We start from the raw sequence: 24,899 nt of genomic DNA, 5'->3' as shown, positions 1-24,899 counted from the left end.
TGGAGGACGCTTTGTTAACCATTGTCGCTTAGCCGTCGTCCGATAAACCTTCGGAATCGCGCCACATGCCCAGACGGATACGCTCGCTTCTCGCCTCGCTCCGTGATGAGGTGCAGCTTTATGCGACCGAAAATGCCCGACTCGCGGGCCGCACCAACCTGCTCGCGCTCAATGCCACGATCGAGGCGGCGCGATCGGGTGAGGCCGGCCGCGGCTTCTCGGTCGTCGCGCAGGAGGTGAAGGCGCTTGCCAACCAGGCGCGGGCGAGTTCACTCGCCTTCCGGGCGGAGGTGCTCGATCGCTTGGCCAAGGCCGCCGGCATCGCCGACGAGATGGTGGCGGAGATCGAGGGCGCGCGCCTCGTCGATCTGGCCGAGGCGATCGTCTACAACGTCACCCGCGCGGTCTATGCTCGCTCGGTCGAGCTCAGGATGCTGGCGACCGATCCGGCGGTGGTCGCCGCGGTCGCAGACCCGAGCCACGCCAACCTCGCCGCCGCACAGGCGCGGCTCAAGGCGATGGTGCGTTACTCAAAGGACTATCTCAACGCCTTCGTCGCCAATGCGGAAGGCCGCATCTTCCTGTCGGCGGATGAACATGCCCGCGTCCAATCGGCCGACGTGCGCGATGCCACCCAGTTCCGCCGCGCGATGACCAGCCATCGTTCGGACGACTGGTTCACCGATGAGGTGTGGCAGAACCCCTGGTCCGATCATCATGCCGTGCTGATCTTCGCAGCCGGCATCCGCCTCAATCCCGCGCATGACGGCCCGGCCGCGGGCGTGATGTATCTGGAATATGATTGGGAACGGAAGATCGGCGAACATATCGCCGCGATGGACAGTGCTGACAACGGCAAGCGTCGGGTGAGCCTGGTCGACGGCCAGAACCGCATCGTCGCCTCGTCCTGGGGCGCGCGTTTCGGCGAGACGATGGTGATCGATACGTCGACGCCGATCGGCCTGTCTTCGGGCGAGGACACGATCATTGCGCACGCAAAGGCGGAGCCGTTCGGCGGCTTCGATAGCCTGGGCCTGCGCTGCGTGATCGAACAGAAATTGATGACCGAGGCCGAAGTTCAGGCGGCCATCGCCAACGAGAACCGCTTCGCCGCCTGATTGGCGACGAAGCGGCGCAACCTCTTATTCGGCGGCCTTGGGCAGCTTCGCGGGCACAGGCTTCGCGGCGACTGGCGCCGGCACCTGCGCACCATCGACCTTGGCCGCACCGGCGACGAGCGAATCGAGCGTCGATCCGTCGAAGCCCAGCTCCTTCATCAGCCCGTCGATAACCGGGGCCTGCGCGCGATAGCGCAAAGCCGCCGCGACCGCCGAATTGGCGAGGTTGCCGTCATTGGCGGGCACAGCCACGCCATCGACGGCCACCGAGCCGCCGCCGGTCAGGCCATCGACCTGGACGATCTTGATGCTGTCGATCGCCTCCATCGGCTTGGCCGCCTCGCGGATCACCTCCGGCAGAACCTTCAACAACGCCATCTTGGTCTGGAGCGAGATCTGGTCGGATGACAGCAGGTTGGCCGCCTCGTTGATCGCGCGCTGGCCGGCGGCTTCCACCTCGAAACGGACGCGTGCGGCCTCGGCCCGCAACTTTTCGGCTTCGGCCTCACCTTCGGCGGCGGCACGCAGCGCTTCGGCACGGTCGGCAGCCGCCTGCTTTTCGGCTTCGGCCTGAACCTTGATGCCGATCGCGGCGCGCTCGGCCTCGCGGGCGGCGTCGATCAGCTCGATCCGCTTCACGCGCTCGGCCACCTCGGTCTCACGCGCGGTGCCGACCTGTTCCTCGGCGGCGACCGCGGCGGCGCGCGCCTTGTCGGCTTCCGCTTTCGCCTGGCTCTCCTCGCGGCTCTTGTTCTGCACCGCGATCTGCTGTTCCTGCCGGGCGATCTCGATCGCCTGGGCCTGGGCGATCTTGGCCTGCTGGATCGCGCGATCGGCCTCGATCTGGGCGGCGTCGGTCTGCTGCTTGGCAAGGATTCGCGCTTGATCCGCCTCGCGCTGGCGTTCGGATTGCTGGCGGGCGATTTCGGACGACTGCTCGGCGCGGCGCATCTCCACCTCGCGCTCCTGCTCCAGCCGCGCGAACTCATTGTCGCGGCCGATGGTGAGTGACTGGCGCGATGCCTCCAGATTCTTCGCCTCGATCTGGACGCGGGTGTCCTGCTCGATGTCGTTGCGCGCCTTCTTGCGCAGTTCGATCTGCTCGGTGAGCTTGGTCAGGCCTTCGGCGTCGAAGGCGTTGTTGGCGTTGAAATGCTCGATCGAAGTCTGGTCGAGCCCGGTCAGCGACACCGATTCCAGCTCGAGCCCGTTCATCGCGAGATCGGCGGACGAAACCTGCTGCACCTTCTGCACGAAGTCCGAACGCTGCTCATGCAACTGGTTCATCGTCATGCCGGCCGCGACCGAGCGGAGCGCGTCGACGAACTTGCCTTCGACCAGTTCCTTCAGCGCATCGGGGTGCATCGTCCGCATGCCGAGCGTCTGCGCCGCGATGGCGAGCGCTTCGCGATCGGGGCGGACGCGGACGTAGAATTCCGCCTTCACGTCGATGCGCAGACGATCGAGTGTGATCAGCGCATCGGCATTCTTGCGTTCGACCGCGAGGCGCACCGTGTTCATGTTGACCGGCATCGTCTCGTGGAAGACCGGCAGCACCAGCGCGCCGCCGTTCATCACCACCTTCTCGCCACCGAAACCGGTGCGGACGAAGGCGATTTCCTTGGACGCGCGCTTATAGAGGCGGGCGATGATGAAGCCGAGCGTCAGGATCAGTGCCAGCGCGACGCCGGCATAGATGCCGATGCTGATCAGCGAACCGCCCTGTTCGGCGGCGGGAATGATGTTGGTCATCTAGGCATCCAGTTGGAGAGGAGAGGGGCGGCCCGTGGCGACGGCGCGGAAGACATGGCCCTCGCGCCGGACGAGCAGGACTTCGTCATTCTCGCCGAAGCTCTGGCCGTGATTGTCGGGCTCGACCATGATGTAATGGGTCAGGCCATGATAATCGCGCACCCGCGCCTTGGCGGGCGAGCCCTGGGCGGCGCGGCCGACGACGATCGTGGCGGACAAGCCCACCAGTTCGCCGATATCGATCGCGGTGGTTTCGTCCTGGGGCAAGATGCGGCCTAGGCCGCGGGCGAGGACGCCGGTGACAGGCAGCGCCGCGACGCCGGCGGCAGGCGCGGCGATCCAGGCGGGGAGCAGGGTGCCGGTGATGTTCAGCGCGACCTGCTGGCCGATCAACCCGATCAGCCCGAAGCAGGCGAGCAATACGCAGAGCAGCATGAGCAGGGGGATGCGGCCGACGCCCAGCCAGCCGAGCCAGTCGCCATCGCCGTCAATGTCGATCTCATGGCCGATCATGCCGGCGGACAAGCCGACAGCCTCCACCGCGCCGATCAGCAGCATCACCGCCAGCGCGACCGCAAACGCCAGATTTTCGCTGGCCCCCAAAAACTCCAGCAAGCCCTTGATTCTCCCCTGCCCATCAGCAGGCTAGCCGGCGCGGATCAACTCGTCGAGACAGATGGAGGTTAATTGTCGGCGGGATGGATCGCGCGGCGCTAAGATGCCATTTCTCACCCATGAGCGAAGGATATTACCCGGCGTCCGAATTTCTCAGGTCGATCATTGCCGAGGAAGTTCCCTTGTTCGGCAGCGAAATGGCCGAGCATAACTTCAAGCGCCTGATCGCGTTGACGCGGGACGAGGATCGGTCGAACCGCGATTGGGCGGCCATGCTTTTATCGCAGCAGGATATCGACACGGCGGAGGTTCGCGAGGCGCTGCTTTGCGCTGCCGCTGATGAAGATGCAGATGTTCGCGCGGAAGCAATTTGCGGGCTGGCCCGACGCGATCCGGCGATCGCTCTGCCTTTCATCCGTGAGGCGTTGATATCCGACAGGGTCGGCTATGGCGTATTTGAGGCGGCCGCTTTGGTAGCGGATTCGTCGTTGGTTGATCATCTCCGTTCCTTCGCCGATCCTTCGGACGACCCCTTTGTCGATGATGCCGTTTTGAGGGCGTTGGCGGCGTGTGAGAGTGGCGTTCCGCGCGATTGAGCAGCGCCGACTCCCGCGCCCTTGTCCCGGCAAAGTTGCACCCGCCCCCACTCCGTGACAGAGCGGCGACATGCTTTCCGATAACGTCCTTTTCATCGATGCCGAGGCGCTGGTGGTGAACAAACCCGCGGGCCTGCCGGTGACGGAGGTTCGCGACGGGTCGCTCAGCGTCGAGAACCATCTCGATTCGCTGCGTTTCGGTTTCCAGCGGCGGCCGGCGATCGTCCATCGGCTCGATCGTGATACGTCCGGCTGCCTGTTGCTCGCGCGCAACCCCAAAGCACACAAGCGCTATTCCGCCGCGTTCGAGGAAGGGGCGGTCGAGAAGTTGTATTGGGCCGTTGTCAGCCCGGTGCCGGCCGAGGAGAGCGGGACGATAGACCTGCCGCTGCTCAAGGTTTCGACGCGGGAAACGGGCTGGCGGATGGTGGTCGACGATCGCGGCAAGGCATCGCGCACCCACTGGCGCAAGCTGGCCGAGGCCGATGGCCGGGCGCTGATCGAATTCCGGCCGGAGACGGGCCGCACCCACCAGATCCGCGTCCACGCTGCGTCGGGCCTCGGCGCGCCGATCCTTGGCGATCCGGTCTATGGCCAAGCTGGCGGGCCGATGCTGCTCCACGCCCGCGCGCTGACGGTGCCGCGCGGCAGCAAGCCGCCGATCATCGCCGTGGCTGATTTGCCGCCGAGCTTCGGCGCCTTTGCATCCTACGCGCCCAAGGCCGATGCCGCCGCCTGATCCCTGGCCGATCCCGGAGGAGGCGCTGGAGGAGAAATTCCTCGCCGCGACCGGGCCGGGCGGCCAGAACGTCAATAAGGTGGCGACCGCGGTGCAGATCCGGCTCGACGTGTTCGCGCTCGGCCTCGCGCCGGATGTCTATCAGCGGCTGAAGACGCTCGCCGGCAGCCGCTTCACCAGCGAGGGCGAGATCGTGCTGGTCGCGCGCAGCCATCGCACACGCGAGGCGAACCGGGCGGAAGCGCGCGAGCGGCTGGGGGAGTTGCTGGCCAAGGCGCATGTCCGCCCGATCCGCCGGGTCAAGACCAAGCCGGGCAAGGCCGCGAAGGCGCGCAGGCTTGAAGGAAAGTCGGCGCGTTCCGAAATCAAGCGTGGACGGGGCAAGGTCTCGTTCGATTGAAGGATTGGAAATGTATCAATTCGCCATCGCGGAAGGGCAGGACAAGCCCGCTTTCTATCACGAGGTCGCCGACGCGCTGGAGGCGCTGACCGCCGGCGAGCCGGACCCGATCGCCAATATGGCGAATGCGGCGGCCTTGTTGTGGGAATATCTGCCCGATCTCAACTGGGCGGGCTTCTATCGCGCGCAAGGGAGCGAGCTGGTGCTCGGGCCGTTCCAGGGCAAGGCGGCGTGCATCCGCATCCCGTTCGGCAAGGGCGTCTGCGGCGCGGCAGCGGCGACGGGCGAGACGCAGGTCGTTGCCGACGTTCACGCTTTCCCCGGCCATATCGCCTGCGATGCCGCCTCGGCGTCCGAGCTGGTGGTGCCGGTGGTCAGAGACGGCAAGGTGATTGCGGTGATCGATCTCGACAGCCCCAGCCCGAACCGGTTCGATCGGGAGGATGCCGCGGGGGTCGAAAGGCTGGCGGCGATATTGGCCGGGCGGATCGGGGAGTAGGCCTTCCCACCCCGTTTGTGTCGAGCGAAGTCGAGACACGGCCGCAAGCAGCGCGCTCGCGGATGGGATGTCTCGACTACGTTCTCGGCTTCGCTCGAACTCCGCTCGACACGAACGGGTTGGTAGTGAGGCAGGGGCATGCGCCCTAACTCAACCGATCCAGCGCCTCGTCGCTCAGCGAGCCCGGAATGATCATCACCGGGCAGGGGAGCTTGCCAGCATCCGGGCCGGCGAAGTGCGTGACCAGCGGGCCGGGCGCGCCCGATGCGGCGGCGCCGAGCACCAAAGCCGCGGTCTCGGGCCGGTCCTTCAGCATGTCGCGGACCACCGCCACCGGTTCGCCGGTCTTCACCGTGATCGACGGTCTCAGGCCGGTCTCCTCGATCAATTCGCCCGCGGCCTGCGCGACCAGCGCGTCGGCGCGCAGCCGCGCTTCCTCCTCCATCGCCGCCTGGACGCCGCCCCACTGGACGAACTCCGGCGGCGGGATCAAGGCGACGATTTCCACCGCGCCCCCCGTCTTGGCGGCGCGGCGCGCGGCGAAGCGCAATGCGACGCGCGATTCGTCATTGTCGTCGATCACCACCAGATAGGTGCGCATCGCCCGTCTCTCCCCTGTTGGGGCGAGACATGAGAGATATCGTCGCGGCGCGCAAGCTGCGGCCTTGACCCCAATGGCCGCTTGTCCGAGAGACGGCGCCTGACCACTTGCCCATCTGATACGAGGCCAGCCCATGCCCATCGAGCTCAAGATGCCCGCCCTCTCGCCGACCATGGAGGAGGGGACGCTGGCAAAATGGCTGGTGAAGGAAGGTGACGTGGTGAAGTCCGGCGATCTCCTCGCGGAGATCGAGACCGACAAGGCGACCATGGAGTTCGAGGCCGTCGATGAGGGCACGATCGCGAAGATCGTGATCCCCGAAGGCAGCGAAGGCGTGAAGGTGGGCGCGGTGATCGCGCTGATCGCCGGCGAAGACGAGGATGCCGCGGCGGTTGCCCCGAAGGCGGAGAAGAAGGCCGAGGCGCCTGCGCCCAAGCCCGAGCCAGAAGTCACTGCCAAGGCCGAGGCCGCGCCCAAGGCGGCGCGGACCGCCGCGCCTGTAGCTGCACCGGCCCCCGCGGCCTCCGGCGATCGCGTGAAGGCGAGCCCGCTCGCCCGCCGGCTGGCGCAGGCGCAGGGCCTCGACCTTGCGAGCGTCGCCGGTTCCGGCCCCAACGGCCGTATCGTCAAGGCGGACCTTGCCGGCGCCAAGGCTACGGCCCCTGGTGCGCCCGCAGCCGCCCCGGCTGCCGTCCAGCCCGCGCCGGCCCCCGTGGCCGCCGGTGGAACGCCTTTCGCGAGCATTCCGCAGCAGGCGATCAAGCTGTCCAACATGCGCAAGGTGATCGCCAAGCGCCTCACCGAATCCAAGCAGACGGTGCCGCATTATTATCTGACGATCGACTGCAACCTCGATGCGCTGCTCAGGCTGCGCGGCGATCTCAACGCCGGGCTGGAAGGCCGCGGCGTCAAGCTTTCGGTCAATGATCTGCTGATCAAGGCGCTCGGCGTGGCGCTGGCGGAAGTGCCAGATGCCAATGTCCAGTTCGCGGGCGATACGCTGATCAAGTTCGAGCGGTCCGACATCTCGATGGCGGTCGCCATCCCCGGAGGTCTCATCACGCCCGTGATCACCGATGTCGTCAACAAGCCGCTGTCCCGCATCGCGACCGAGGCGAAGGACCTCGCCGCGCGTGCCCGCGACGGCAAGCTGGCGCCGGAGGAATATCAGGGTGGCACCGCCTCCATCTCCAACCTTGGCATGTTCGGCATCAAGCAGTTCGATGCCGTCATCAATCCGCCGCAGGGCATGATCCTGGCGGTCGGCGCGGGCGAGAAGCGGCCCTATGTCGTCAACGACGCGCTGTCGGTGGCGACGGTGATGACGGCGACCGGCAGCTTCGACCATCGCGCGATCGACGGCGCCGTCGGTGCCGAGCTGATGGCAGCGTTCAAGCGGCTGGTCGAAAAGCCGCTGGGCATGCTCGCTTGAACGAAGACGACCCGCTGCCGCCGGAGGGCGCGCCGGCGATCCGCGTGATCGCAATGCCGGCCGATACCAATCCCAATGGCGATATCTTCGGCGGCTGGCTGATGAGCCTGATGGATTCGGCCGCGGGATCGATCGCGGCCCGGCATGCGCATGGGCGCGTCGTCACCATCGCGGTCGACAGCATGACATTCCACCGGCCCGTCGTCGTCGGCGACGAGGTATCGGTCTATGCGAAGCTGGTGGGCGTTGGCCGAACCTCGATGAAGATCGACGTACAGAGCTGGCGGCGCGCGCGTCATGACGATCGCAGCTATCAGGTGACCCACGCCACCTTCACCTTCGTCGCGATCGGCGAGGATCGGCAGACACGCCGCGTGCCGCCGTTGGCGAACGGTGAGGCTGCGGCTTGAATTTTCACATGGCCGGCGCGGAAATCCGCACGGTGATTAGATCGGGAGCGTTCCTTGGCTGACTCTTACGACCTCATCGTCCTCGGCTCCGGGCCCGGCGGCTATGTTGCGGCGATCCGCGCGAGCCAGCTTGGCCTGAAGACCGCCATCGTCGAGCGCGAATTGCTGGGCGGCATCTGCCTCAACTGGGGCTGCATCCCCACCAAGGCGCTGCTCCGCACGTCCGAGATCTATCATTATATGGGCCACGCCGACGCCTATGGGCTGACGGTGGAGAAGCCCGGTTTCGATCTGTCGAAGATCGTCCAGCGCAGCCGCAAGGTCGCTGGCCAGTTGAACCAGGGCGTCAAGGGCCTGATGAAGAAGCACAAGATCACCGTGGTCGAAGGCTTCGGCACGCTGACGGGCAAGGGCAAGCTTTCGGTTGAGAAGGACGGCAAGAAGACCGATCTCGAGGCCAAGAACATTATCGTCGCCACCGGCGCGCGGGCACGAGAGCTGCCCTTCGCCAAGGCCGACGGCAAGCGGATCTGGACCTATCGCCATGCCATGACGCCGGAGGAGATGCCGACCAAGCTGCTCGTCATCGGATCGGGCGCGATCGGGGTCGAATTCGCCAGCTTCTATTCGGACATGGGCGCCGAGGTGACGATCGTCGAAATGCTGCCGCGCATTCTGCCGGTGGAGGATGAGGAAGTCTCCGCCTTCATGGAAAAGGCGCTGACCAAGCAGGGCATGAAGATCCTGACCGGCGCTGGCGTCGAAAAGCTCGACGCGACGGCCAAGGGCGTTACCGCCGTCATCAAGACCAAGGATGGCAAGGCGGAGACCGCCGAGTTCAGTCACGCCATCGTCGCCGTCGGCATCGCCCCCAATACCGAGAATATCGGGCTGGAGACGCTGGGCGTGAAGACCGACCGCGGCCATATCATCAATGACGGCTATGGCCGCACCAATGTCGATGGCATCCTCGCGATCGGCGATGTCGCCGGCGCGCCCTGGCTCGCGCACAAGGCGATGCACGAGGCGGTGATCTGCGTCGAGAAGCTGGCCGGCGGCAATCCGCACGCCTTCGACAAGGGCAATATCCCGGGCTGCACCTATTCGCGGCCGCAGGTCGCCTCGGTCGGCCTGACCGAGGCCAAGGCCAAGGAAGCCGGCCACAAGGTCAAGGTCGGTAAATTCCCCTTCATCGGCAACGGCAAGGCGATCGCGCTCGGCGAGCCAGAAGGCTTCATCAAGACGGTGTTCGATGATGCTACCGGCGAACTGCTGGGCGCGCACATGGTCGGCGCCGAGGTGACCGAGCTGATCCAGGGCTATGGCATCGCCCGCACGCTCGAGACCACCGAGGCCGAACTGATGGAAACGACCTTCCCGCACCCGACGCTCAGCGAAATGATGCACGAAAGCGTTCTCACGGCTTACGGACGGCCGCTGCATATCTGAACCTGTTCCCCTCCCGCTTGCGGGAGGGGGTGTCGCAACAGTTCGAGGCGCCGCTTCCGCTGGGCCAGTACCCGGGGGCATTCCATCAATTAACGTGCGGATGCGGGCTTCACGACCGCGGGTCAGCTGAGGAGCGGGGTGCCCAGAGCCATTGGCAGGCCGGCGCTTTCCGCGACGGCCGCAGCCCATATCGTCACTTTCTTGATTTCGTCTGCGTGAATTGCCGACGCGTCGCGATATTCCGCTTCGCGATCCGACGAGGCGAATTCGCTGCCGAATTTGGAATGCCGCGTGAAGGCTGGCCCTGCCATGATCTCTGTGAGTGCTGCATCGTCGAGCGCGAGCCCGTAATGCTGCGCGAGCGAACGCATCGCCGCTGCCGGATGCGCCAGCAATGTCTGGCTGTCGAGTGTGCGCACCCGATCCGGGCCGAGGCGTTCGATAAGCTGGTGAAAATTCGCATGCTGCGCGAGCCAGCCAATCGCCGCGACCTGCAGGTCGGTCTGGCCCAGATAATCCTTCTGATCGAAACCGAACGGGACTGCACCGTCCATCAGCAGGCCGACGATGGCGTCTCTTGCCCAGATCCGTCCTGTCATGCCCTTCTTCGCGATCGACGCGAGATAGGTTTCAAGCGGCGCGTGCAGCAGCAAGGCCCGCGCATTGGGCCGCATGCCGAGCATCGCGGTGGCCAGCACGTTCACCACATTCGAGGGCTTCACCACCACCGCCTCGCCGGACGCAAAGGACCGTCCCAGCAAGTGCAGGCTATGGTCCAGCACCATTGCTATCCTGCGCGGCTCGCCGCCGCGCCGTCGCCAGCCGACGAGATCATTGAGAATGACCGGTTCCTTAAGGCCCATGGCCCAGCCTTCGCGGTCGAATGCGCGGGCGAGCAGTGTCGAGCAGCAGAAAGCCGAATGGAAGAGAAAGTGGATTGGCGCCTCCGGGGGCGCTGCGGCCACGGCTTCATCGCGTCGCAACACCAGCTTGCGGCTGTTCTCCGGCAGATATTCGTCGGTGATGAAGGTGGCTGCCCGATGCGCTTCGCGCGGTGTCCACTGGAAGTGGATCGCGTCATGTTCCGGGTCATAACGATGGGCCAACCAGGACGGATCGTTCGCGACGTCGGTTACAATGGAATTGATGGCGGCCACACCCGCTGATCGCACATCGCCAATCAATTGCACAAGCGTCTCTGCCGCTGCTTGCGCGTCTCCTCGCTTCCATTTACTCCCGTGTCAGTGGCAATATCGTTCCCGTATCGGGACGTGGGCGGCCGTGGGGGCCAATGGAAAGACAGAAACAGGACGTGGCGCGGCTGATGGCGGCGTCGGCGGCTGCGCGTCAGCGCGGCGATCGCGAAGAAGAGCGGAAACAGCTTGAAGCAGCGTTGAAGCTGGAACCCGGCAATCCCCATGCGCTTAACGCGCGCGGGATGCTTGCCCTGGCGACAGGAGATACGGCCGCAGCCGTGGGCTTCTTCCGCCGGGCGGCGGACGCTGATCCCCGGGAGCCTGCGTTGTGGATGAACGTCGCGCGGGCGCAGCGCGATCTTGGCGACGACAAGGGTGAAGGCGAAAGCCTGGATCGCGCGCTGGCCATCGATCAGCGCCACTTCATGGCGCGACTGCGAAAGGCCGAGCGCCACGAGCGACTGGGCGAACTGGCGCATGCCGTTCCCGCGTGGCACGCGGTGCTGGCGCTTGCCGCGGGGGCTGACCAACTGCCGCCGGCTCTGGTCGAAAGGTTGGCGCAGGCGCGTGCTTTTGTGACCGAGCAGACGGAGGCCTTCTCGCGCGAGATCGATGCCGGCATGGCGGCGGCGCGGGCGCAGTTGTCGGGCACGGACACGCGGCGTTTCGATGCCTGTCTCGATCAGGTGTTCGGCCGACGACAGATCTACCGCAACGAATGTGCCGGCGTGCACTTCCCATTTCTGCCAGCCTACGACTTCTTTGACCGGCATCACTTCCCCTGGTTCGCAGAACTGGAAGCCAAGACCGATCTTATCCGAGCTGAACTGGAAGCGGTCATCGCGCGATCCCAAACAATGCGACCCTATGTCGCCATGGATCCTGGGACGCCCCAGAATAAATGGAGCCCGCTTGATGGATCCCTCGACTGGAGTGCGTATTTCCTTTGGGAATATGGCGAGGCGAAGGAAGAGGCCTGCGCCTTGTGCCCCAACACCGTGGCGGCACTTCAGGCCGTGCCGCATGCCAAAATCCCGGGTCGGGCACCGACCGCCTTCTTTTCGATCCTTCGTCCCCGCACCCACATTCCGCCGCACACTGGCGTCACCAACACGCGCGCGGTAATCCACCTGCCACTGATTATTCCGGAAGGGTGCGGGATCAGGGTCGGCGGTGAAACCCGTCAATGGCAGGTCGGCGAGGCCATGGCGTTCGACGATACGATCGAGCATGAGGCGTGGAATGATAGTGATGAATTGCGCGCGGTACTGATCTTCGATGTCTGGAACCCGTTCCTGACCCAGGCCGAACGCGATTTGCTGTGCCGTTATTATGGCTTGGCAGAATCCAGCGGCCATAATCCGGTGTCAAAAGGGCCGCTTTAGGCCGTCTGGACAATCATCGGGAATCGATTAACTTGCAGCTTTAGGCGATTGCTGGATCAGGGGGGACTGAGCCTGGCTCGCGTTTACCAGGAGTTTTGTAGATGATCTTGCGCAATTTGTTCGTTGCATCCTTGTTAGCCGTCGTCGCCCAGCCTGTCATGGCCGCGGAACCGGCGGACCCGCCTGTGAAGAAGGACAAGCGGGATCCCAACGCCGTGCGCTGCCGTTCCGAGCCGATGATCGGTACCCTAGCGAAGCGGACCAAGATTTGCCGTACCAATGCCGAGTGGCAGCGTCTGTCGATCGAAGGCAATCGGGACGCCGCCGATGTCGTTCGCGGCAATGGCGGATGCGCTGGCGGTGCTGGCTGCTCTGGCGGCAACTGACGCCATTCAGTCGTTATGAAAAGAGGACGGGCGGGACATTGTCCCGCCCGTCCTTTGTTTAGGACGTCTTCAACGCCAGCGCGCCGTCGCCTTCGTCGATGGTGACGAGCGAGCCGTCCTTGATCTCGCCCTTCAGGATTGCGTCGGCGAGCGGGTCCTGCAGATATTTCTGCACCGCCCGCTTCAGCGGCCGGGCGCCATAGACGGGATCATAGCCGACCCGGCCCAGCCAAGCGCGGGCAGCGTCCGTCAGCGACAGCGCGATCTTGCGGTCCTTCAGGAGCTTCTGGACGCGTGCGACCTGGATGTCGACGATCGGGCCCATATGCTCCTGGCCCAGCCGGTGGAACAGGATGATCTCATCCAGCCGGTTGAGGAATTCGGGCCGGAAATGGGCGCGAACGACCTCCATCACCTGCGGCTCGACCGACTCGACGTCCGTCCCGTCGGGCAGGTTGGAGAGGAACTGGCTGCCGAGGTTCGACGTCAGGATGATCAGCGTGTTCGAGAAATCGACCGTGCGACCCTGGCCATCGGTCAACCGCCCGTCGTCGAGCACCTGCAGGAGCACGTTGAAGACGTCGCTGTGCGCCTTTTCGACCTCATCGAACAACACGACCTGGTAGGGGCGCCGCCGCACGGCCTCGGTTAGCACGCCACCTTCCTCATAGCCGACATAGCCGGGAGGAGCACCGATCAAGCGGGCGACCGAATGCTTTTCCATGAATTCCGACATGTCGATGCGGACCATCGCGTTGTCATCGTCGAACAGGAAGCCGGCGAGCGCCTTGGTCAGTTCGGTCTTGCCGACGCCGGTGGGCCCGAGGAACAGGAAGGAACCGAGCGGGCGGTTCGGATCCTGCAACCCGGCGCGACTGCGGCGGACGGCGCGGGCCACGGCGGAGACCGCGTCCTTCTGGCCGATGACGCGCTTGCCGAGCATGTCTTCCATCGCGAGGAGCTTCTCGCGCTCGCCCTCCAGCATCTTGTCGACGGGAATGCCGGTCCAGCGGCTGACGACCGAGGCGATGTCCTCGCTGGTCACTTCCTCGCGCAGCATTGCGCCCTGCGAGACGGCCTGCGCTTCGGCGAGTTGCTTTTCGAGATTGGGGATCACGCCGTAGGAGAGCTCGCCCGCGCGGGCGAGGTTGCCCGAGCGCTGCGCCTGATCGAGTTCGAGCCGGGCGGTATCGAGCTGTTCTTTGATCTTGGCCTCGGCGTGGATCTTGTCCTTCTCCGCCTGCCAGCGGGTGGTGAGCTCCGCCGACTGCTGCTCTAGCTGCGCCAGATCAAATTCGAGCGTGCCGAGCCGATCCTTGGAGGCCTGGTCGGTCTCCTTCTTCAGCGCCTCGCGCTCGATCTTCAGCTGGATGATGCGGCGGTCGAGGCTCTCGATCTCCTCGGGCTTGGACTCGACCTCCATGCGTAGACGCGACGCGGCCTCGTCCATCAGATCGATCGCCTTGTCCGGCAGGAAACGATCGGTGATGTAGCGGTTGGAGAGCGTTGCGGCCGAGACCAACGCCCCGTCGGTGATGCGGACGCCGTGGTGGAGCTCGTACTTCTCCTTCAGGCCGCGGAGGATCGAAATCGTATCCTCGACCGTCGGCTCGCCGACGAAGACCGGCTGGAAGCGCCGCTGAAGCGCCGGGTCTTTCTCGACATACTTCCGATACTCGTCGAGCGTGGTGGCGCCGATGCAGTGAAGCTCGCCGCGGGCAAGCGCGGGCTTGAGCAGGTTCGAGGCATCCATCGCGCCTTCGGATTTGCCGGCGCCGATCAGCGTGTGCATCTCGTCGATGAACAGGACGATATCGCCCTCGGCCTGCTTGACCTCGTCGAGCACACCCTTCAGCCGTTCCTCGAACTCGCCGCGATATTTGGCGCCCGCGATCAGGCTGCCCATGTCGAGCGCCATCAAGGTGCGGTCTTTCAGCGTATCGGGCACGTCGCCATTGGCGATGCGCAGCGCGAGCCCCTCGGCGATCGCGGTCTTGCCGACGCCGGGTTCGCCGATCAGCACGGGATTGTTCTTGGTGCGGCGAGCAAGGATCTGGATGGTGCGGCGGATCTCCTCGTCGCGGCCGATAACCGGATCGAGCTTGCCGTCGCGTGCGGCTTCAGTGAGATCGCGGGCGAATTTCTTGAGCGCGTCGTAGCGATCTTCGGCGCCGGCGGTGTCGGCCGAGCGGCCCTTGCGGAGCTGGTTGATAGCCAGGTTCAGACTGTTCGCGTCAAGACCGGCCTGGTTGAGGGCCTTGCCTGCGGCGGTGTTGGATGCGAGCGACAGGGCCTGGAGCAGGCGTTCGACGGTGACGAAGCTGTCGCCCGCCTTGTTGGAAACCTGTTCAGCCTGATCCAACAGGCGCACGGCATCATTGCTGAGGCCCGGCGTCGACTGGGCGCCGCCGCCCGATACGGCGGGGATCTTGGCGAGCGCGGCATCGACCTCGCGCGTTGCCACGTCGGGCGAGCCGCCGGCGGCGCGGATCAGGCCCGCGGCCATGCCCTGTTCGTCTTCGAGCAGGGCCTTCAATATATGTTCGGGGGTGATCTGCTGATGGCTCAGCCGGATAGCCACGGTCTGCGCCGACTGCAGAAAGCCCTTCGCGCGATCGGTGAATTTTTCGAGGTTCATGGATCCTCCCTTTCGCCCGCGATATGGTGTGACTATTATGCAACACAAGGGCGCATCATAGCCGCACCGAAAATATTCGCACTGTCCAGATAATCTCGTCGAAGCCCGTCGACCATCGGTCGATTCCCGTAGCTTGCCCGGAACGAGCGAAAGGTTAGGATGCGGCATTGGCCATTCGGCCGTCCCTAATGGAAAGCCGCTTATGCTGCGCTTGTTCTCCGGCTCCCTCGCCGCAATCCTTCTGGCAACCTCTTCACCCGTCGCGCTGCAGGCAGCCGAGCCGGCGCCCGTCGCCGAACTCGTGAAGAAAGTGAACATTCCCTATGAGCAGTTCACGCTCGCCAACGGATTGCGCGTCATCGTCCATGAGGACCGCAAGGCGCCGATCGTCGCGGTTTCCATCTGGTATCATATCGGATCGAAGGACGAGCCGAAGGGCAAGACCGGCTTTGCCCACCTGTTCGAGCATCTGATGTTCAACGGGTCCGAAAACGCCAATACGGATTTCTTCAAGCCGCTGGAGGCGGTGGGCGCGACCGACCTGAACGGCACGACCTGGTTCGACCGGACCAATTATTTCGAGACGGTGCCGACCGGCGCGCTGGAAACCGCCCTGTTCCTGGAATCGGACCGCATGGGCCATCTGCTCGGCGCGATCGACAAGACCAAGCTCGATAACCAGATCGGCGTCGTCCAGAACGAGAAGCGCCAGGGCGACAACGAGCCTTATGGCCTGGTCGAATATGCGCAGCTCGCCGCCCTGTTCCCCGAAGGCCACCCCTATCGCCACTCGACCATCGGTTCGATGGCTGACCTTTCGGCCGCGAGCCTGGAGGATGTGAAGAACTGGTTCCGCGGCCATTACGGCCCCAATAATGCGGTGCTGGTGCTGGCCGGCGACATCGACGCCAAGAGTGCCAGGCCGCTCGTCGAGAAATGGTTCGGCGCGATCCCGCGCGGGCCGGAGACGGCGCGCCCCGAAGTCACCATCCCGACGCTGCCGGCGCCAGTGGATCAGGTGATGAAGGACCGCGTCGCGACGACGCGGATCATGCGGAGCTGGGCGATCCCCGGCCTCAACGATCCCGACACCAACAAGATCGACATCGCGATGTCGGTGCTGGGCGGGCTTTCCTCCTCGCGGCTCGACAATGCGCTGGTGCGGCAGGAGAAGACCGCCGTCAGCGTTTCGGCCGGCGTGCAGGAATTCGAGAGGATGTCGATCGTCGAGATTTCGGCGAACGTGAAACCTGGTGTCGATCCCAAGGTCGTCGCCGCGCGGCTGGACGCACTGATCGCCGATTTCCTGAAGAACGGCCCGACCGCCGACGAGGTGAAGCGGGCGGCGACGCGCGATATTTCCGGCCGCATCGGCGGGCTGGAATCGGTGGGCGGCTTCGGTGGCAAGGCGGTGACCTTGGCCGAGGGCGAAGTTTATTCGGGCGATCCGGCCAAATATAAGAAAGACATGGCGGAAACGGCCGCGGCGACGCCGGAGTCGGTTGCGGCGGCGACGCGCAAATGGCTAGGCCGCCCGGCTTATCGCCTGACGATCGAGCCCGGCGAACGCAGCGAGGCCGACATTGCCATTGCCGGCGGCATCCGATCCGCCCCGCGTTATTATCGCGACCCCAAGAGTGAGGGCGGTGCCGCGGCGCCGGCGGCGTCGCTCGTCGATGCGGATCGCAGCAAATTCCCCGAAGTGCAGCCGATCGGCGACCTGGAATTCCCGGCGATAGAGCGGACCACCTTGTCGAACGGCATGTCGGTGACGCTGGCACGGCGGACGACGGTGCCGACGGTGCGGATCGCTCTGTCCTTCGATGCGGGCAATGCCGCGGACCCGAAGGCGAAGCTCGGCACCCAGGCGCTGATGCTGTCGCTGCTCGACGAAGGCACCAAGACGCGCAACTCGATCCAGATCGCGGAGGAGCAGGAGCGGCTGGGCGCCGCAATCGGCACCAGCGCCAATATGGACCGGACGAGCGTGACCTTGTTTGCGCTCAAGGCGAACCTCGCGCCCTCGCTCGATCTCCTGGCCGACATCGTCAAGAATCCGGCGTTCGATCCGGCCGAGGTGGAGCGCCTGCGCGCGCAGCTCGTCACCTCGATCGCGGCGGAGAATACCCAGCCACGCGGTATCGCCCGGCGGACGATCCCCGAACTGCTTTATGGCAAGCTGCATCCTTATGGCGTGCCGCTTTCGGGCAGTGGGACGGAAGCCGGGGTGAAGGCCGTCACCCGCGACGACCTGCTGAGCTTCCACCAAAGCTGGCTGCGGCCGGACAATGGCAAGATCTTCATTGCCGGCGATACGACGCTGGCCGAGATCAAGCCGCTGCTGGAGGCCCGTTTCGGCCAGTGGCAGGCGCCCGCGACCGCGAAGGGCGCCAAGCTGTTCCGCATGGACCGCATGGCGCGGCCGCCGCGGATCGTGCTGATCGATCGTCCGCAGAGCCCGCAATCCTACATCATGGCCGGCCATCTGCTGCCGTTCAAAGGCACCGACGATCCCGTGACCTTCACCACCGCCAACGAGGTGGTGGGCGGCAGCTTCCTATCGCGCCTCAACATGGATCTGCGCGAGGACAAGGGCTGGGCTTATGGCGCCTTCTCCACCTCGCCGCTGGTGCGCGACACCATGCCCTTCTACGTGATCGCGCCGGTGCAGACCGACCGCACAGGGGATTCGATTGCCGCCGCGATCGGCGACATCAAGACCTTCCTGACGACCAAGGGCGTGGACCAGGAGGAGCATGAGCGGACGATCAACAGCCAGATCCGCTCGCTGCCGGGATCGTTCGAGACCAGCGGCGACCTGCTGAGCGGGCTGATGACGATCGACACGTTCGGCCGGCCGGACGATTATTACACCAAGCTCGCCGACCGCTATCGCGCGATCAGCGCCGCCGACATGGACAAGGCGGCGCGGGCTGCGATCCGCCCGGATGACCTGATCTGGGTGGTGGTGGGTGATGCCGCCAAGGTGCGCCCGCAGCTCGAAAAGCTGAAGGAAAAGGGCATCAATCTGCCGGTAGAGGACGCGAAGCCGGCGAACTGATGTTGTAACCCTAATCCGTCACCCCAGCGCAGGCTGGGGTCCATGGCCGCGTGAACCGGCGCTTGAGGATAGAGCCATGGATGCCAGCCTCCGCTGGCATGACGTGGATGAGGCAAGGGTGGCTACTTGACGTGAACGTCAAGCCGCCGCATGCCTGCACTTCCAAATCAGCGAGAGGGAATGAACATGGCGAATGTCGACGGTCAGTATGATTGCGTGACCAAGACGCCGATGGGCGAGCAGAAGTCGGTCTTCACGGTGGTCAGCAATGGCGACACCTTCACCGGTTCCAATGCCGGGCCGATGGGCACGCTCGAGGTGGTCGAGGGCAAGGTCGACGGCAACACCCTCTCCTGGAAGATGGAGCTGAAGGTGCCGATGGCAATGACCATGGATGCGACCGCAACCGTCGACGGCGATGCGCTGACCGGCGAGATCAAGCTGGGCGCGTTCGGCGTGGCGCCGATGTCGGGCACGCGGAAGGGTTAAATTCTACGTCACCCTGAACTTGTTTCAGGGTCCACCTTTCCGCGGGCATTGTGGCGCAAGTGGAAGAGTGGATGCTGAAACAAGTTCAGCATGACGGTTAAGGGAGCTGGTGCGCCCTACCGCTTGTCGAACTTGTTCTCGCGCCGCCGGCCGAACAATAGCCCGCGTTCGAGCTTCATGCGCAAAGCGGCATAATAAGCGTTGAGGAATTCAACGTCGCCGGCCGGGCCCGTCCAGCCGATCTTGGTGCGGATCGTTTCCGCGACCGTCTGCATCGTCGCCCAGTCGCCGCGGCGGATCACGTCTTCCAGCGTCTGCAATTCATAGACACCATAAGCGTCGAGCTGCCGATCGGTGAAATTATAGCTGATCCGCGCCTGGCTGCGGGCGGTATGACCGATCAGATCGAGATCGAGCTCGGTCCTGGGCGCACGCACGACCCAGGTGCCGGCGAGGAGATCGCCGACGCGCAGGCGATCCTTGTTCATCAGTGGGAAGAACAGGAAGATGCCGCTCCAGCCCAAGCCGAACAAAGCGGTCGCGGCGTCGGCCAGCCCCTCGCTCGTCTGGTAGAAGAGAAATGAGAGGGGGAGGAAGATTTCGATCTCGCGCATCAGGTTGCGCGCGATGACGGCATCGCCGGTCAACCGGCCGCCATTACGGGCGACGACGCGCAAGCCCATCCGCCGCTTGCCGGGGGTGGCGCCGCGTGCGCCCATCTCGAACAGGATGAAATAGCCGTTGCGGGCAAGGAAGGAGCCGAGCAGCCAGAGGATGATGGCGAGCTGGCCGGTGCCGCCGCCGAACCAGATGCCGATGATCGCCAGCAGGATGGTCGCGACGATCAGCGAGCCGATGATGATCGCGGCATCGACCATGAAGGCGGCGGCGCGCTCACCGGCTGAGCCGAGCGTCAGGCCGAGATCCACCCCTTCGGGCGTGATGAAGCGTCGGCGGAGCGCGGGATCGCGATACTCAGCCATGAGGCGCCCTTCGCGGCCAATAGAAATAGAGCAGCCACAGCAGGAGCGCGGCGCCGCCGATGGCGTAGCGGATCGCATCATTGTCGATGCGCTGGCGGCCGATACCTTCGAGCAGACCGGCGACCATCAACATGACGACGACACCCGCCATCACCGTCGCCGATGCGCGGCCGGCCTCTGCGGCGGCGCGGAGTCGTGTGCGGGCGCCGGGGAAGGCGACGGTGCGGCCGATCCGCAACCCCGCGGCGCCGGCGAGGATGATGGCGAGCATCTCGGTCGTGCCATGGATGGCGAGCCAGCCGCCCAGTTCCTCGCCCAGCCCATGCGGCACGAACAGAGCGAAGAAGGCGCCCATCATGCAGCCATTGTAAACGAGCAGCAGCGACGAGGGCACGCCGAAGGCGAAGCCCAACGCGAAGGCGAAGATCGCGACCTGGGCATTATGGGTGAAGAGGAAGGTCGCGAAGATGCTGAGCCCGTCCTCGTCGCCGGCGCCGTAGAGCGTTTCCTTGAGTTGCGTGGCGGATGCGGTGGGATCGCGCCCGGCGGCGAGATCCTGCGGGATGATCGAGAAAAACCAGGTCGAATCGTGGGTGATCAGCACATAAGCGGCGATGAAGCCGGCGATGCTGAGCAGCAGCGCTACCAAAGTCTCCGGCCAGACGGCGCGGACGGCGGCCGACCAGTCGTGCAGGAAGAATTGGCGCAGGCGTTGAAGGGCGGGCGTGCGGACCCCGTAGAGGTAGAAATACGCGCGCGCGCACAGGCTTTCGAGATAATCGACGAGCGCGCGATCGAGCGAGGTTTCGCGCGCGACCGACAGTGAGGAGAGCGCCTGGCGATAGAGGACGGGGAGCGCCATCAGCTCCTCTTCGTCGAGCGCCTTCAGCGATCGCCGTTCGGCGACGGTGAGAATCGCATCGAGCCGGCGCCAATCGCCCTCATGCGCCTCGCGGAAGCGGCGGGCGGTGGCGGTGGGATCGCCTTCGGATGCGAGCAGGGGGCGCATCACAGCAGGTTCCGCCGCTTGAGATCGATATAATAAGCCACAAGCTTCAGCCCGACCCGGTTGTGCGGGGTTTCAAGGACGTGGAAGCCGGCATGGCGCAGCCTGGTGGTGACGATGCGGCGTTCGCGCAGCAGCTCGGCCGCGGTGACGGCGCGGGATACGTCGTCGGCGGTTTCGGGTTCGGCTGCGGTGATGTCGCCCAGTTCTTCATCGTCGAGGACGACGAACAGCACGAGGTGGCGATCGAGCAGGCGGGTGGCGGCGCGAAGCATCAGCTCCGCGCTCGTCGGATCGGAAAATTCGGTGAAGACGACGATCAGCGACCGGCGGTTGAGCCGGCCGCCGAGCGTGGTGAGGGCCAACGTGTAGTTGGTCTCCTCGGTCGAATAATCGAGTTCGGCTGCGAGGCGCTGGATGAGGCCGAAGGAGCGCGCGCCCGACACCGCGCCGCTGGCGATGCGGGGCTTGGCATCGAAACCGAACAGGCTGACCCGATCGCCGAGCTTCAATGCGACATAAGCGGCGAGAAGCGCTGCTGAGACGGCGCGGTCCATGCGCGGCACGCCATCCAACGGCTCGCACATCGTCCGGCCGGCATCGAGCGCGAAGACGACATTATTGTTCCGTTCGGTGCGATATTCCTTGGCGAGCAATTTGGAATGGCGGGCCGACTGTTTCCAGTCGATTGCGCGGCGATCCATGCCGGCCTGGAAATCGGCGAGCGATTCGAATTCCGCGCCGTCGCCGCGATCGAGCTGGGCGATCAGGCCGTGCATCGCGCTGCGCAGGAAGAGGTGTGCGCCGCGTTCGCGCACGGGGCGGACGTCGGGCGTGACGATGACGCGCGCGTTACAAGGATCGCGGCGCTGCTTCCAGACCAGCCCCATCGGCCCGGTCCAGCGGAGCCAGAGCGCGGGCAGCCGCGCGCTGCCGCGGCGGGCGGCGAGGAGATGTATGGTCGCCTGGCCGCGGGCTTCGGTGATGGCAATCGTTGCACGCGCGCCTTCCGGTGCTTCTAGCAGATCGGAAAGCTCGACGATCACCTCGACAGTCCGCGGGGCGGAACGGGGGAAGGCGACACGCACTTGCGCCGGCACATCGGCGCCGATGCTGGCGCTGTTGTCGATGCCGAGTTCGGCCACCGGCTCGCGCGGCCAGGCGCCCGAAACCGCGTCGATCACCGTCAGCGCGAAGACGAACAGGGTCCAGCCCACGCCGACATACCAGTAAGCCGGGAAGGCCACGCCGAGCACCAGCGCTGCGGGGCCCCCCGCCGCCGCCAGAAACACCGCGCGGGCCGTGGGATAGATCAACGCGGCGCCTCGATCCGTTCGATGATGTCGGCGACGACGCTTTCCACCTGGCGCCCGTCGATTTCGGCGGCGGGCGAGAGGATGACGCGATGGCGGAGGACTGCGGGGGCGAGTGCCTTCACATCGTCGGGGATGACGAAATCGCGACCGTCGAGCGCGGCGCGGGCGCGGGCGGCGGCGGCGAGCATCGCGCCGGCGCGGGGAGAGGCGCCGCTTTCGAGATCGGCGACATCGCGGGTCGCGCGGATCAGGGCGACGATATAGTCGATCACCTCATCGACCAGCCGCACTTCCGAGACGGCGGCGATCGCGGTGTCGATGACGGTGCTGTCGGCCCGCGCGGTGATCCCCCAATCGTCGGGCTTGGGCGCGCCGAAGCGGACGCCGTGGGTGGCGATGATCTTCCGCTCCTCGTCGGCCGCCGGATAATCGACGGTCTGCTTGAACAGGAAGCGATCGAGCTGCGCTTCGGGCAGCGGATAGACGCCCTGCTGCTCGATCGGGTTCTGCGTCGCGACGACCATGAAGCGGTTGCCCAGCGACATGGTTTCGCCATCGATGGTGACGGTGCGTTCCTGCATCGCTTCGAGCAAAGCGGCCTGCGTCTTGGGGGGCGTGCGGTTGATCTCGTCCGCCAGCAGCAGATCGGTGAAGATCGGGCCGCGGGTGAGCGTGAAAGTGCTGGTCTGGAAATTGAAGAGATTGGCGCCGAGAATGTCGCCCGGCATCAGATCGGGCGTGAACTGGATACGCCCGAAATCCAGGCCGATGGCCCGCGCGAAACATTGGGCGAGGAAGGTCTTGGCGGTGCCGGGCGGCCCTTCGAGGAGGATATGGCCCGAGGCGAAGAGAGCGACGAGCATCAGTTCGACCGTTTCCGCCTGGCCGATAACGGCCTTGCCGATTTCGCCGCGGATGTCGTCCGCCAGCGCCTTGACCTCTTCAACCTTCACGGATCACGTCCCTTCTCCAGCGATAGAGCGCGCGGGCCGCGGTGGTGAGCGCGCCGGGATCGGCGGCGTCGCGCGCGGCGGCGGCGAGTTCTGAAAATTTCGGTTCGGCGAGCCTGTCGAGATAGGCGTCGAGCGTCGCTTCGTCGGCATGGGTGGGCGCGCCGGTCGCCTGCGCCACGGCATCGCGGGTGAGCGCGACATAGCGGCCGCCCATGCGGTGCTGGCGTTTGGCGAGCTTGAGCAAGGCTGCGCTGTTATCGACCAGAGCGCGCTTGCCGAAGGCGATCTCGCGTTCCTCGCGCAGCGGCGGGCCAAAGCGGAAGAGGGCCTGGATGCCCGCCAATATGCCGGCGCCGAGGATGCAGAGCGTGAGCGCCAGGAAAGGCGGCTCGAACGCCAGTTTCAGCAAGCTCGGCGAGCGGCCGAAGCCGTTGAGGGTGAGATCGAAATCGATCGTTTCCGCGCCGGTGGAATTCAGCCAGGTAAGCATCGCGATCGCGGCATGGGCCGTTTCCTCGCTGCGCATGCCCTGATTGTTGAGCAGATCGGGGTCGGCGAGGATGTAGAGCTGACGCCCCTCGACTTCGGCGAGCACCATCCGGCCTTCGCCATCGACGATCAGCGGGCGGAGGTTGCGGCCCGATATAGTCTGAAGTTGGGCCGGGGCGCCGGTGACACCAGCGGTCGTGAAATCGTTGATCGCACGCAACTGCCCGCCGGCGCTGCGCTGGATCGCGAAGTTCGGCACCTGCCGGATCAGCGGTGTGATTTCGGCAGGATGAAGCGGGCCGGCATTCTGCACCCACGCGGTTTTTTCGGGCAGCGGTGCCACCTCCCATTTGGGCAGCACGATCAGAGTAGGATTATTTTCCGCGCGGCCGGCGAGGCGCTTTTCGATCTCTGCGGGATCGGTCCAGGGTTCGGGGGTCAGGATCAGCAGCGACACGTCGCCCCATTCATCCTCGCTGCGGACCAAATAGGCGTAGGTATCCCACGGCAGCGAACTGATGAGGTCGGTCACGCCCTTGAAGCCGACGGCCGAGGTCGAGAGCGCGTGGGCGCCGCCATTGCGGCCGTTGCGCAGATCGGGGGCATAAGCGCCGAGCAGCAGCAAAGCGGCGAAGGCGAGGATGCCGGAACCGATGACCCACAGCATTGTCCGCGCCGAAAAGGGTGAGGTGCTCGTGTCGGCGCTCATCGCCAGGCCTGCGGCAGCGCGAAATCCTCATAAGCCGCGCGCGCGGCCTGCCAGCCATCCGCATCCACATCGCTGCCGCCGAACAGGCTACGTTCGACCACGGCGGCGATGCGGGAGAAGACGCGGCGCGTTTCCCCCGGCAGACCATCGGCCGCGGCGATATCGCGGCTGGTGAAGGCGGGACGGACGAGGTGCGGGCGGCGGCGCTCGATCTCCTCGATGCTGCGATAAAGCAGCAGGTGGACCGCCTCGGCATAGCGGCCGGCGGCCGCCAGTGCGTCTGCCTCACGCAGCAATTGCCGCGCGGGGCCGGCCTCGGGCCGCCATTCGGGCTCGACATGCTCGACGGTTTTCGCCGCGCGGCGGGCGAAGGGCAGGCCGTTTTCAAGCAAATGGCGCGCGACCACGTAGAGCAAGGCCAGGCCCGCGGCGATCAGCAGGCCCCAGGCGATATATTCCATATAAGGCGCGATCGCCTTGAACAGATTGACCAGCCACTGGGGCGGCGGTTCGGGCGGCTTGATGGCCGGCATGTCGAACTGGATGGCGGTATCGGCGCGCAACTTGTCATGCGCGGCGACAAAATCCGCCTCGCTGATCGTCCCGCCCGCGTTTTCCCCTGACGCCAAGCCCAACCCCCTATGCGCACAGCAACTTAGCGCAAGTCATCGGCGAGG

Annotated in this window: 24 protein-coding genes; 12 read left to right on the top strand and 12 right to left on the bottom strand. The window is 65.4% G+C overall.

Features of this window, described 5'->3' with window-relative positions:
• Nucleotides 1-65 precede the first annotated feature (65 nt).
• Entirely contained in the window at nt 66-1,118 is a 1,053-nt protein-coding gene (locus tag ACFB49_RS17730) for a methyl-accepting chemotaxis protein (protein WP_380872622.1), read from the top strand.
• A gap of 24 nt (nt 1,119-1,142) precedes the next feature.
• Here ACFB49_RS17730 and ACFB49_RS17725 read toward each other — a convergent pair whose 3' ends face one another.
• Both ACFB49_RS17725 and ACFB49_RS17720 read right to left on the bottom strand, forming a co-directional pair.
• Complete coding sequence (locus ACFB49_RS17725; protein WP_380872621.1) at nt 1,143-2,870, bottom strand: flotillin family protein; 1,728 nt, start codon at nt 2,868-2,870, stop codon at nt 1,143-1,145.
• Nucleotides 2,871-3,485 carry a YqiJ family protein gene (locus ACFB49_RS17720; protein WP_380872620.1) on the bottom strand — a complete coding sequence of 205 codons (615 nt, stop codon included), beginning with the start codon at nt 3,483-3,485 and terminating at the stop codon, nt 2,871-2,873. It abuts the gene before it with no gap.
• Between the two features lie 119 nt (nt 3,486-3,604).
• Between ACFB49_RS17720 and ACFB49_RS17715 the strand changes: the two genes are divergently transcribed.
• The 4 genes from ACFB49_RS17715 to ACFB49_RS17700 all read left to right on the top strand — a co-directional run bounded on the left by ACFB49_RS17715 (nt 3,605) and on the right by ACFB49_RS17700 (nt 5,719).
• Entirely contained in the window at nt 3,605-4,081 is a 477-nt protein-coding gene (locus tag ACFB49_RS17715) for a HEAT repeat domain-containing protein (protein ID WP_380872619.1), read from the top strand.
• 70 nt (nt 4,082-4,151) lie between these two features.
• Complete coding sequence (locus ACFB49_RS17710) at nt 4,152-4,820, top strand: RluA family pseudouridine synthase (RefSeq protein WP_380872617.1); 669 nt, start codon at nt 4,152-4,154, stop codon at nt 4,818-4,820.
• Nucleotides 4,807-5,220 (top strand): alternative ribosome rescue aminoacyl-tRNA hydrolase ArfB, encoded by a 414-nt coding sequence (gene arfB, locus ACFB49_RS17705; protein ID WP_380872615.1) that lies wholly within the window; start codon nt 4,807-4,809, stop codon nt 5,218-5,220. Before ACFB49_RS17710 ends, arfB begins: the two co-directional genes overlap by 14 nt.
• Nucleotides 5,221-5,230: 10 nt before the next feature.
• Nucleotides 5,231-5,719, top strand: coding sequence for a GAF domain-containing protein (locus ACFB49_RS17700; RefSeq protein WP_380872613.1), 489 nt, complete (start codon nt 5,231-5,233; stop codon nt 5,717-5,719).
• 145 nt (nt 5,720-5,864) lie between these two features.
• Here the strand turns inward: ACFB49_RS17700 and ACFB49_RS17695 are convergent, their stop codons facing one another.
• Nucleotides 5,865-6,320 carry a universal stress protein gene (locus ACFB49_RS17695; protein ID WP_380872612.1) on the bottom strand — a complete coding sequence of 152 codons (456 nt, stop codon included), beginning with the start codon at nt 6,318-6,320 and terminating at the stop codon, nt 5,865-5,867.
• 133 nt (nt 6,321-6,453) lie between these two features.
• Between ACFB49_RS17695 and ACFB49_RS17690 the strand changes: the two genes are divergently transcribed.
• From ACFB49_RS17690 to lpdA, 3 genes are read left to right on the top strand one after another with little or no spacing between them, the layout of a single operon-like run.
• Nucleotides 6,454-7,752 carry a pyruvate dehydrogenase complex dihydrolipoamide acetyltransferase gene (locus ACFB49_RS17690; RefSeq protein WP_380872611.1) on the top strand — a complete coding sequence of 433 codons (1,299 nt, stop codon included), beginning with the start codon at nt 6,454-6,456 and terminating at the stop codon, nt 7,750-7,752.
• Between the two features lie 53 nt (nt 7,753-7,805).
• Nucleotides 7,806-8,162 (top strand): acyl-CoA thioesterase, encoded by a 357-nt coding sequence (locus ACFB49_RS17685; protein ID WP_380880016.1) that lies wholly within the window; start codon nt 7,806-7,808, stop codon nt 8,160-8,162.
• 54 nt (nt 8,163-8,216) lie between these two features.
• A complete protein-coding gene (lpdA, locus tag ACFB49_RS17680) occupies nt 8,217-9,611 on the top strand; it encodes a dihydrolipoyl dehydrogenase (protein WP_380872610.1) in 1,395 nt (464 codons plus the stop codon).
• A 122-nt stretch (nt 9,612-9,733) separates the two neighbouring features.
• Here the strand turns inward: lpdA and ACFB49_RS17675 are convergent, their stop codons facing one another.
• Both ACFB49_RS17675 and ACFB49_RS17670 read right to left on the bottom strand, forming a co-directional pair.
• Complete coding sequence (locus ACFB49_RS17675; RefSeq protein ID WP_380872609.1) at nt 9,734-10,801, bottom strand: hypothetical protein; 1,068 nt, start codon at nt 10,799-10,801, stop codon at nt 9,734-9,736.
• Nucleotides 10,792-11,286, bottom strand: coding sequence for a hypothetical protein (locus ACFB49_RS17670; protein ID WP_380872607.1), 495 nt, complete (start codon nt 11,284-11,286; stop codon nt 10,792-10,794). Before ACFB49_RS17670 ends, ACFB49_RS17675 begins: the two co-directional genes overlap by 10 nt.
• Nucleotides 11,287-11,307: 21 nt before the next feature.
• On the opposite strand from ACFB49_RS17670, the gene ACFB49_RS17665 reads away from it, so the two are divergent.
• Nucleotides 11,308-12,192: an aspartyl/asparaginyl beta-hydroxylase domain-containing protein gene (locus ACFB49_RS17665; protein WP_380872606.1), complete on the top strand. Its 885-nt coding sequence runs from the start codon at nt 11,308-11,310 to the stop codon at nt 12,190-12,192.
• Between the two features lie 101 nt (nt 12,193-12,293).
• Nucleotides 12,294-12,578 carry a hypothetical protein gene (locus ACFB49_RS17660; RefSeq protein WP_380872605.1) on the top strand — a complete coding sequence of 95 codons (285 nt, stop codon included), beginning with the start codon at nt 12,294-12,296 and terminating at the stop codon, nt 12,576-12,578.
• A 58-nt stretch (nt 12,579-12,636) separates the two neighbouring features.
• Here ACFB49_RS17660 and clpB read toward each other — a convergent pair whose 3' ends face one another.
• Entirely contained in the window at nt 12,637-15,216 is a 2,580-nt protein-coding gene (gene clpB / locus ACFB49_RS17655; RefSeq protein WP_380872604.1) for an ATP-dependent chaperone ClpB, read from the bottom strand.
• Nucleotides 15,217-15,418: 202 nt separating this feature from the next.
• Between clpB and ACFB49_RS17650 the strand changes: the two genes are divergently transcribed.
• Both ACFB49_RS17650 and ACFB49_RS17645 read left to right on the top strand, forming a co-directional pair.
• Entirely contained in the window at nt 15,419-18,277 is a 2,859-nt protein-coding gene (locus ACFB49_RS17650; RefSeq protein WP_380872603.1) for a M16 family metallopeptidase, read from the top strand.
• Between the two features lie 186 nt (nt 18,278-18,463).
• Complete coding sequence (locus tag ACFB49_RS17645) at nt 18,464-18,766, top strand: hypothetical protein (RefSeq protein WP_380872602.1); 303 nt, start codon at nt 18,464-18,466, stop codon at nt 18,764-18,766.
• Between the two features lie 116 nt (nt 18,767-18,882).
• Here ACFB49_RS17645 and ACFB49_RS17640 read toward each other — a convergent pair whose 3' ends face one another.
• The 6 genes from ACFB49_RS17640 to ACFB49_RS17615 are packed head-to-tail and all read right to left on the bottom strand — an operon-like array spanning nt 18,883 to nt 24,851.
• The gene (locus tag ACFB49_RS17640) at nt 18,883-19,749 is read right to left on the bottom strand and encodes an RDD family protein (RefSeq protein ID WP_380872601.1); all 867 of its coding nucleotides are present in this window, start codon (nt 19,747-19,749) and stop codon (nt 18,883-18,885) included.
• Entirely contained in the window at nt 19,742-20,758 is a 1,017-nt protein-coding gene (locus tag ACFB49_RS17635; protein WP_380872600.1) for a stage II sporulation protein M, read from the bottom strand. Before ACFB49_RS17635 ends, ACFB49_RS17640 begins: the two co-directional genes overlap by 8 nt.
• Nucleotides 20,758-22,071, bottom strand: coding sequence for a DUF58 domain-containing protein (locus tag ACFB49_RS17630; RefSeq protein WP_380872599.1), 1,314 nt, complete (start codon nt 22,069-22,071; stop codon nt 20,758-20,760). The genes ACFB49_RS17635 and ACFB49_RS17630 overlap by 1 nt, the downstream gene beginning before the upstream one ends.
• On the bottom strand, nt 22,068-23,024 hold the full coding sequence (locus ACFB49_RS17625) for an AAA family ATPase (protein WP_380872598.1): 957 nt from the start codon (nt 23,022-23,024) through the stop codon (nt 22,068-22,070). The genes ACFB49_RS17630 and ACFB49_RS17625 overlap by 4 nt, the downstream gene beginning before the upstream one ends.
• Nucleotides 23,014-24,222, bottom strand: coding sequence for a hypothetical protein (locus ACFB49_RS17620; RefSeq protein ID WP_380872597.1), 1,209 nt, complete (start codon nt 24,220-24,222; stop codon nt 23,014-23,016). Before ACFB49_RS17620 ends, ACFB49_RS17625 begins: the two co-directional genes overlap by 11 nt.
• Entirely contained in the window at nt 24,219-24,851 is a 633-nt protein-coding gene (locus ACFB49_RS17615) for a DUF4129 domain-containing protein (protein WP_380872596.1), read from the bottom strand. Before ACFB49_RS17615 ends, ACFB49_RS17620 begins: the two co-directional genes overlap by 4 nt.
• Nucleotides 24,852-24,899: the final 48 nt, after the last annotated feature.

The organism is Sphingomonas sp. DBB INV C78, assembly GCF_042693015.1.
Taxonomy (GTDB): domain Bacteria; phylum Pseudomonadota; class Alphaproteobacteria; order Sphingomonadales; family Sphingomonadaceae; genus Sphingomonas_E.
This window is presented reverse-complemented; position numbering and strand designations above follow the sequence as displayed.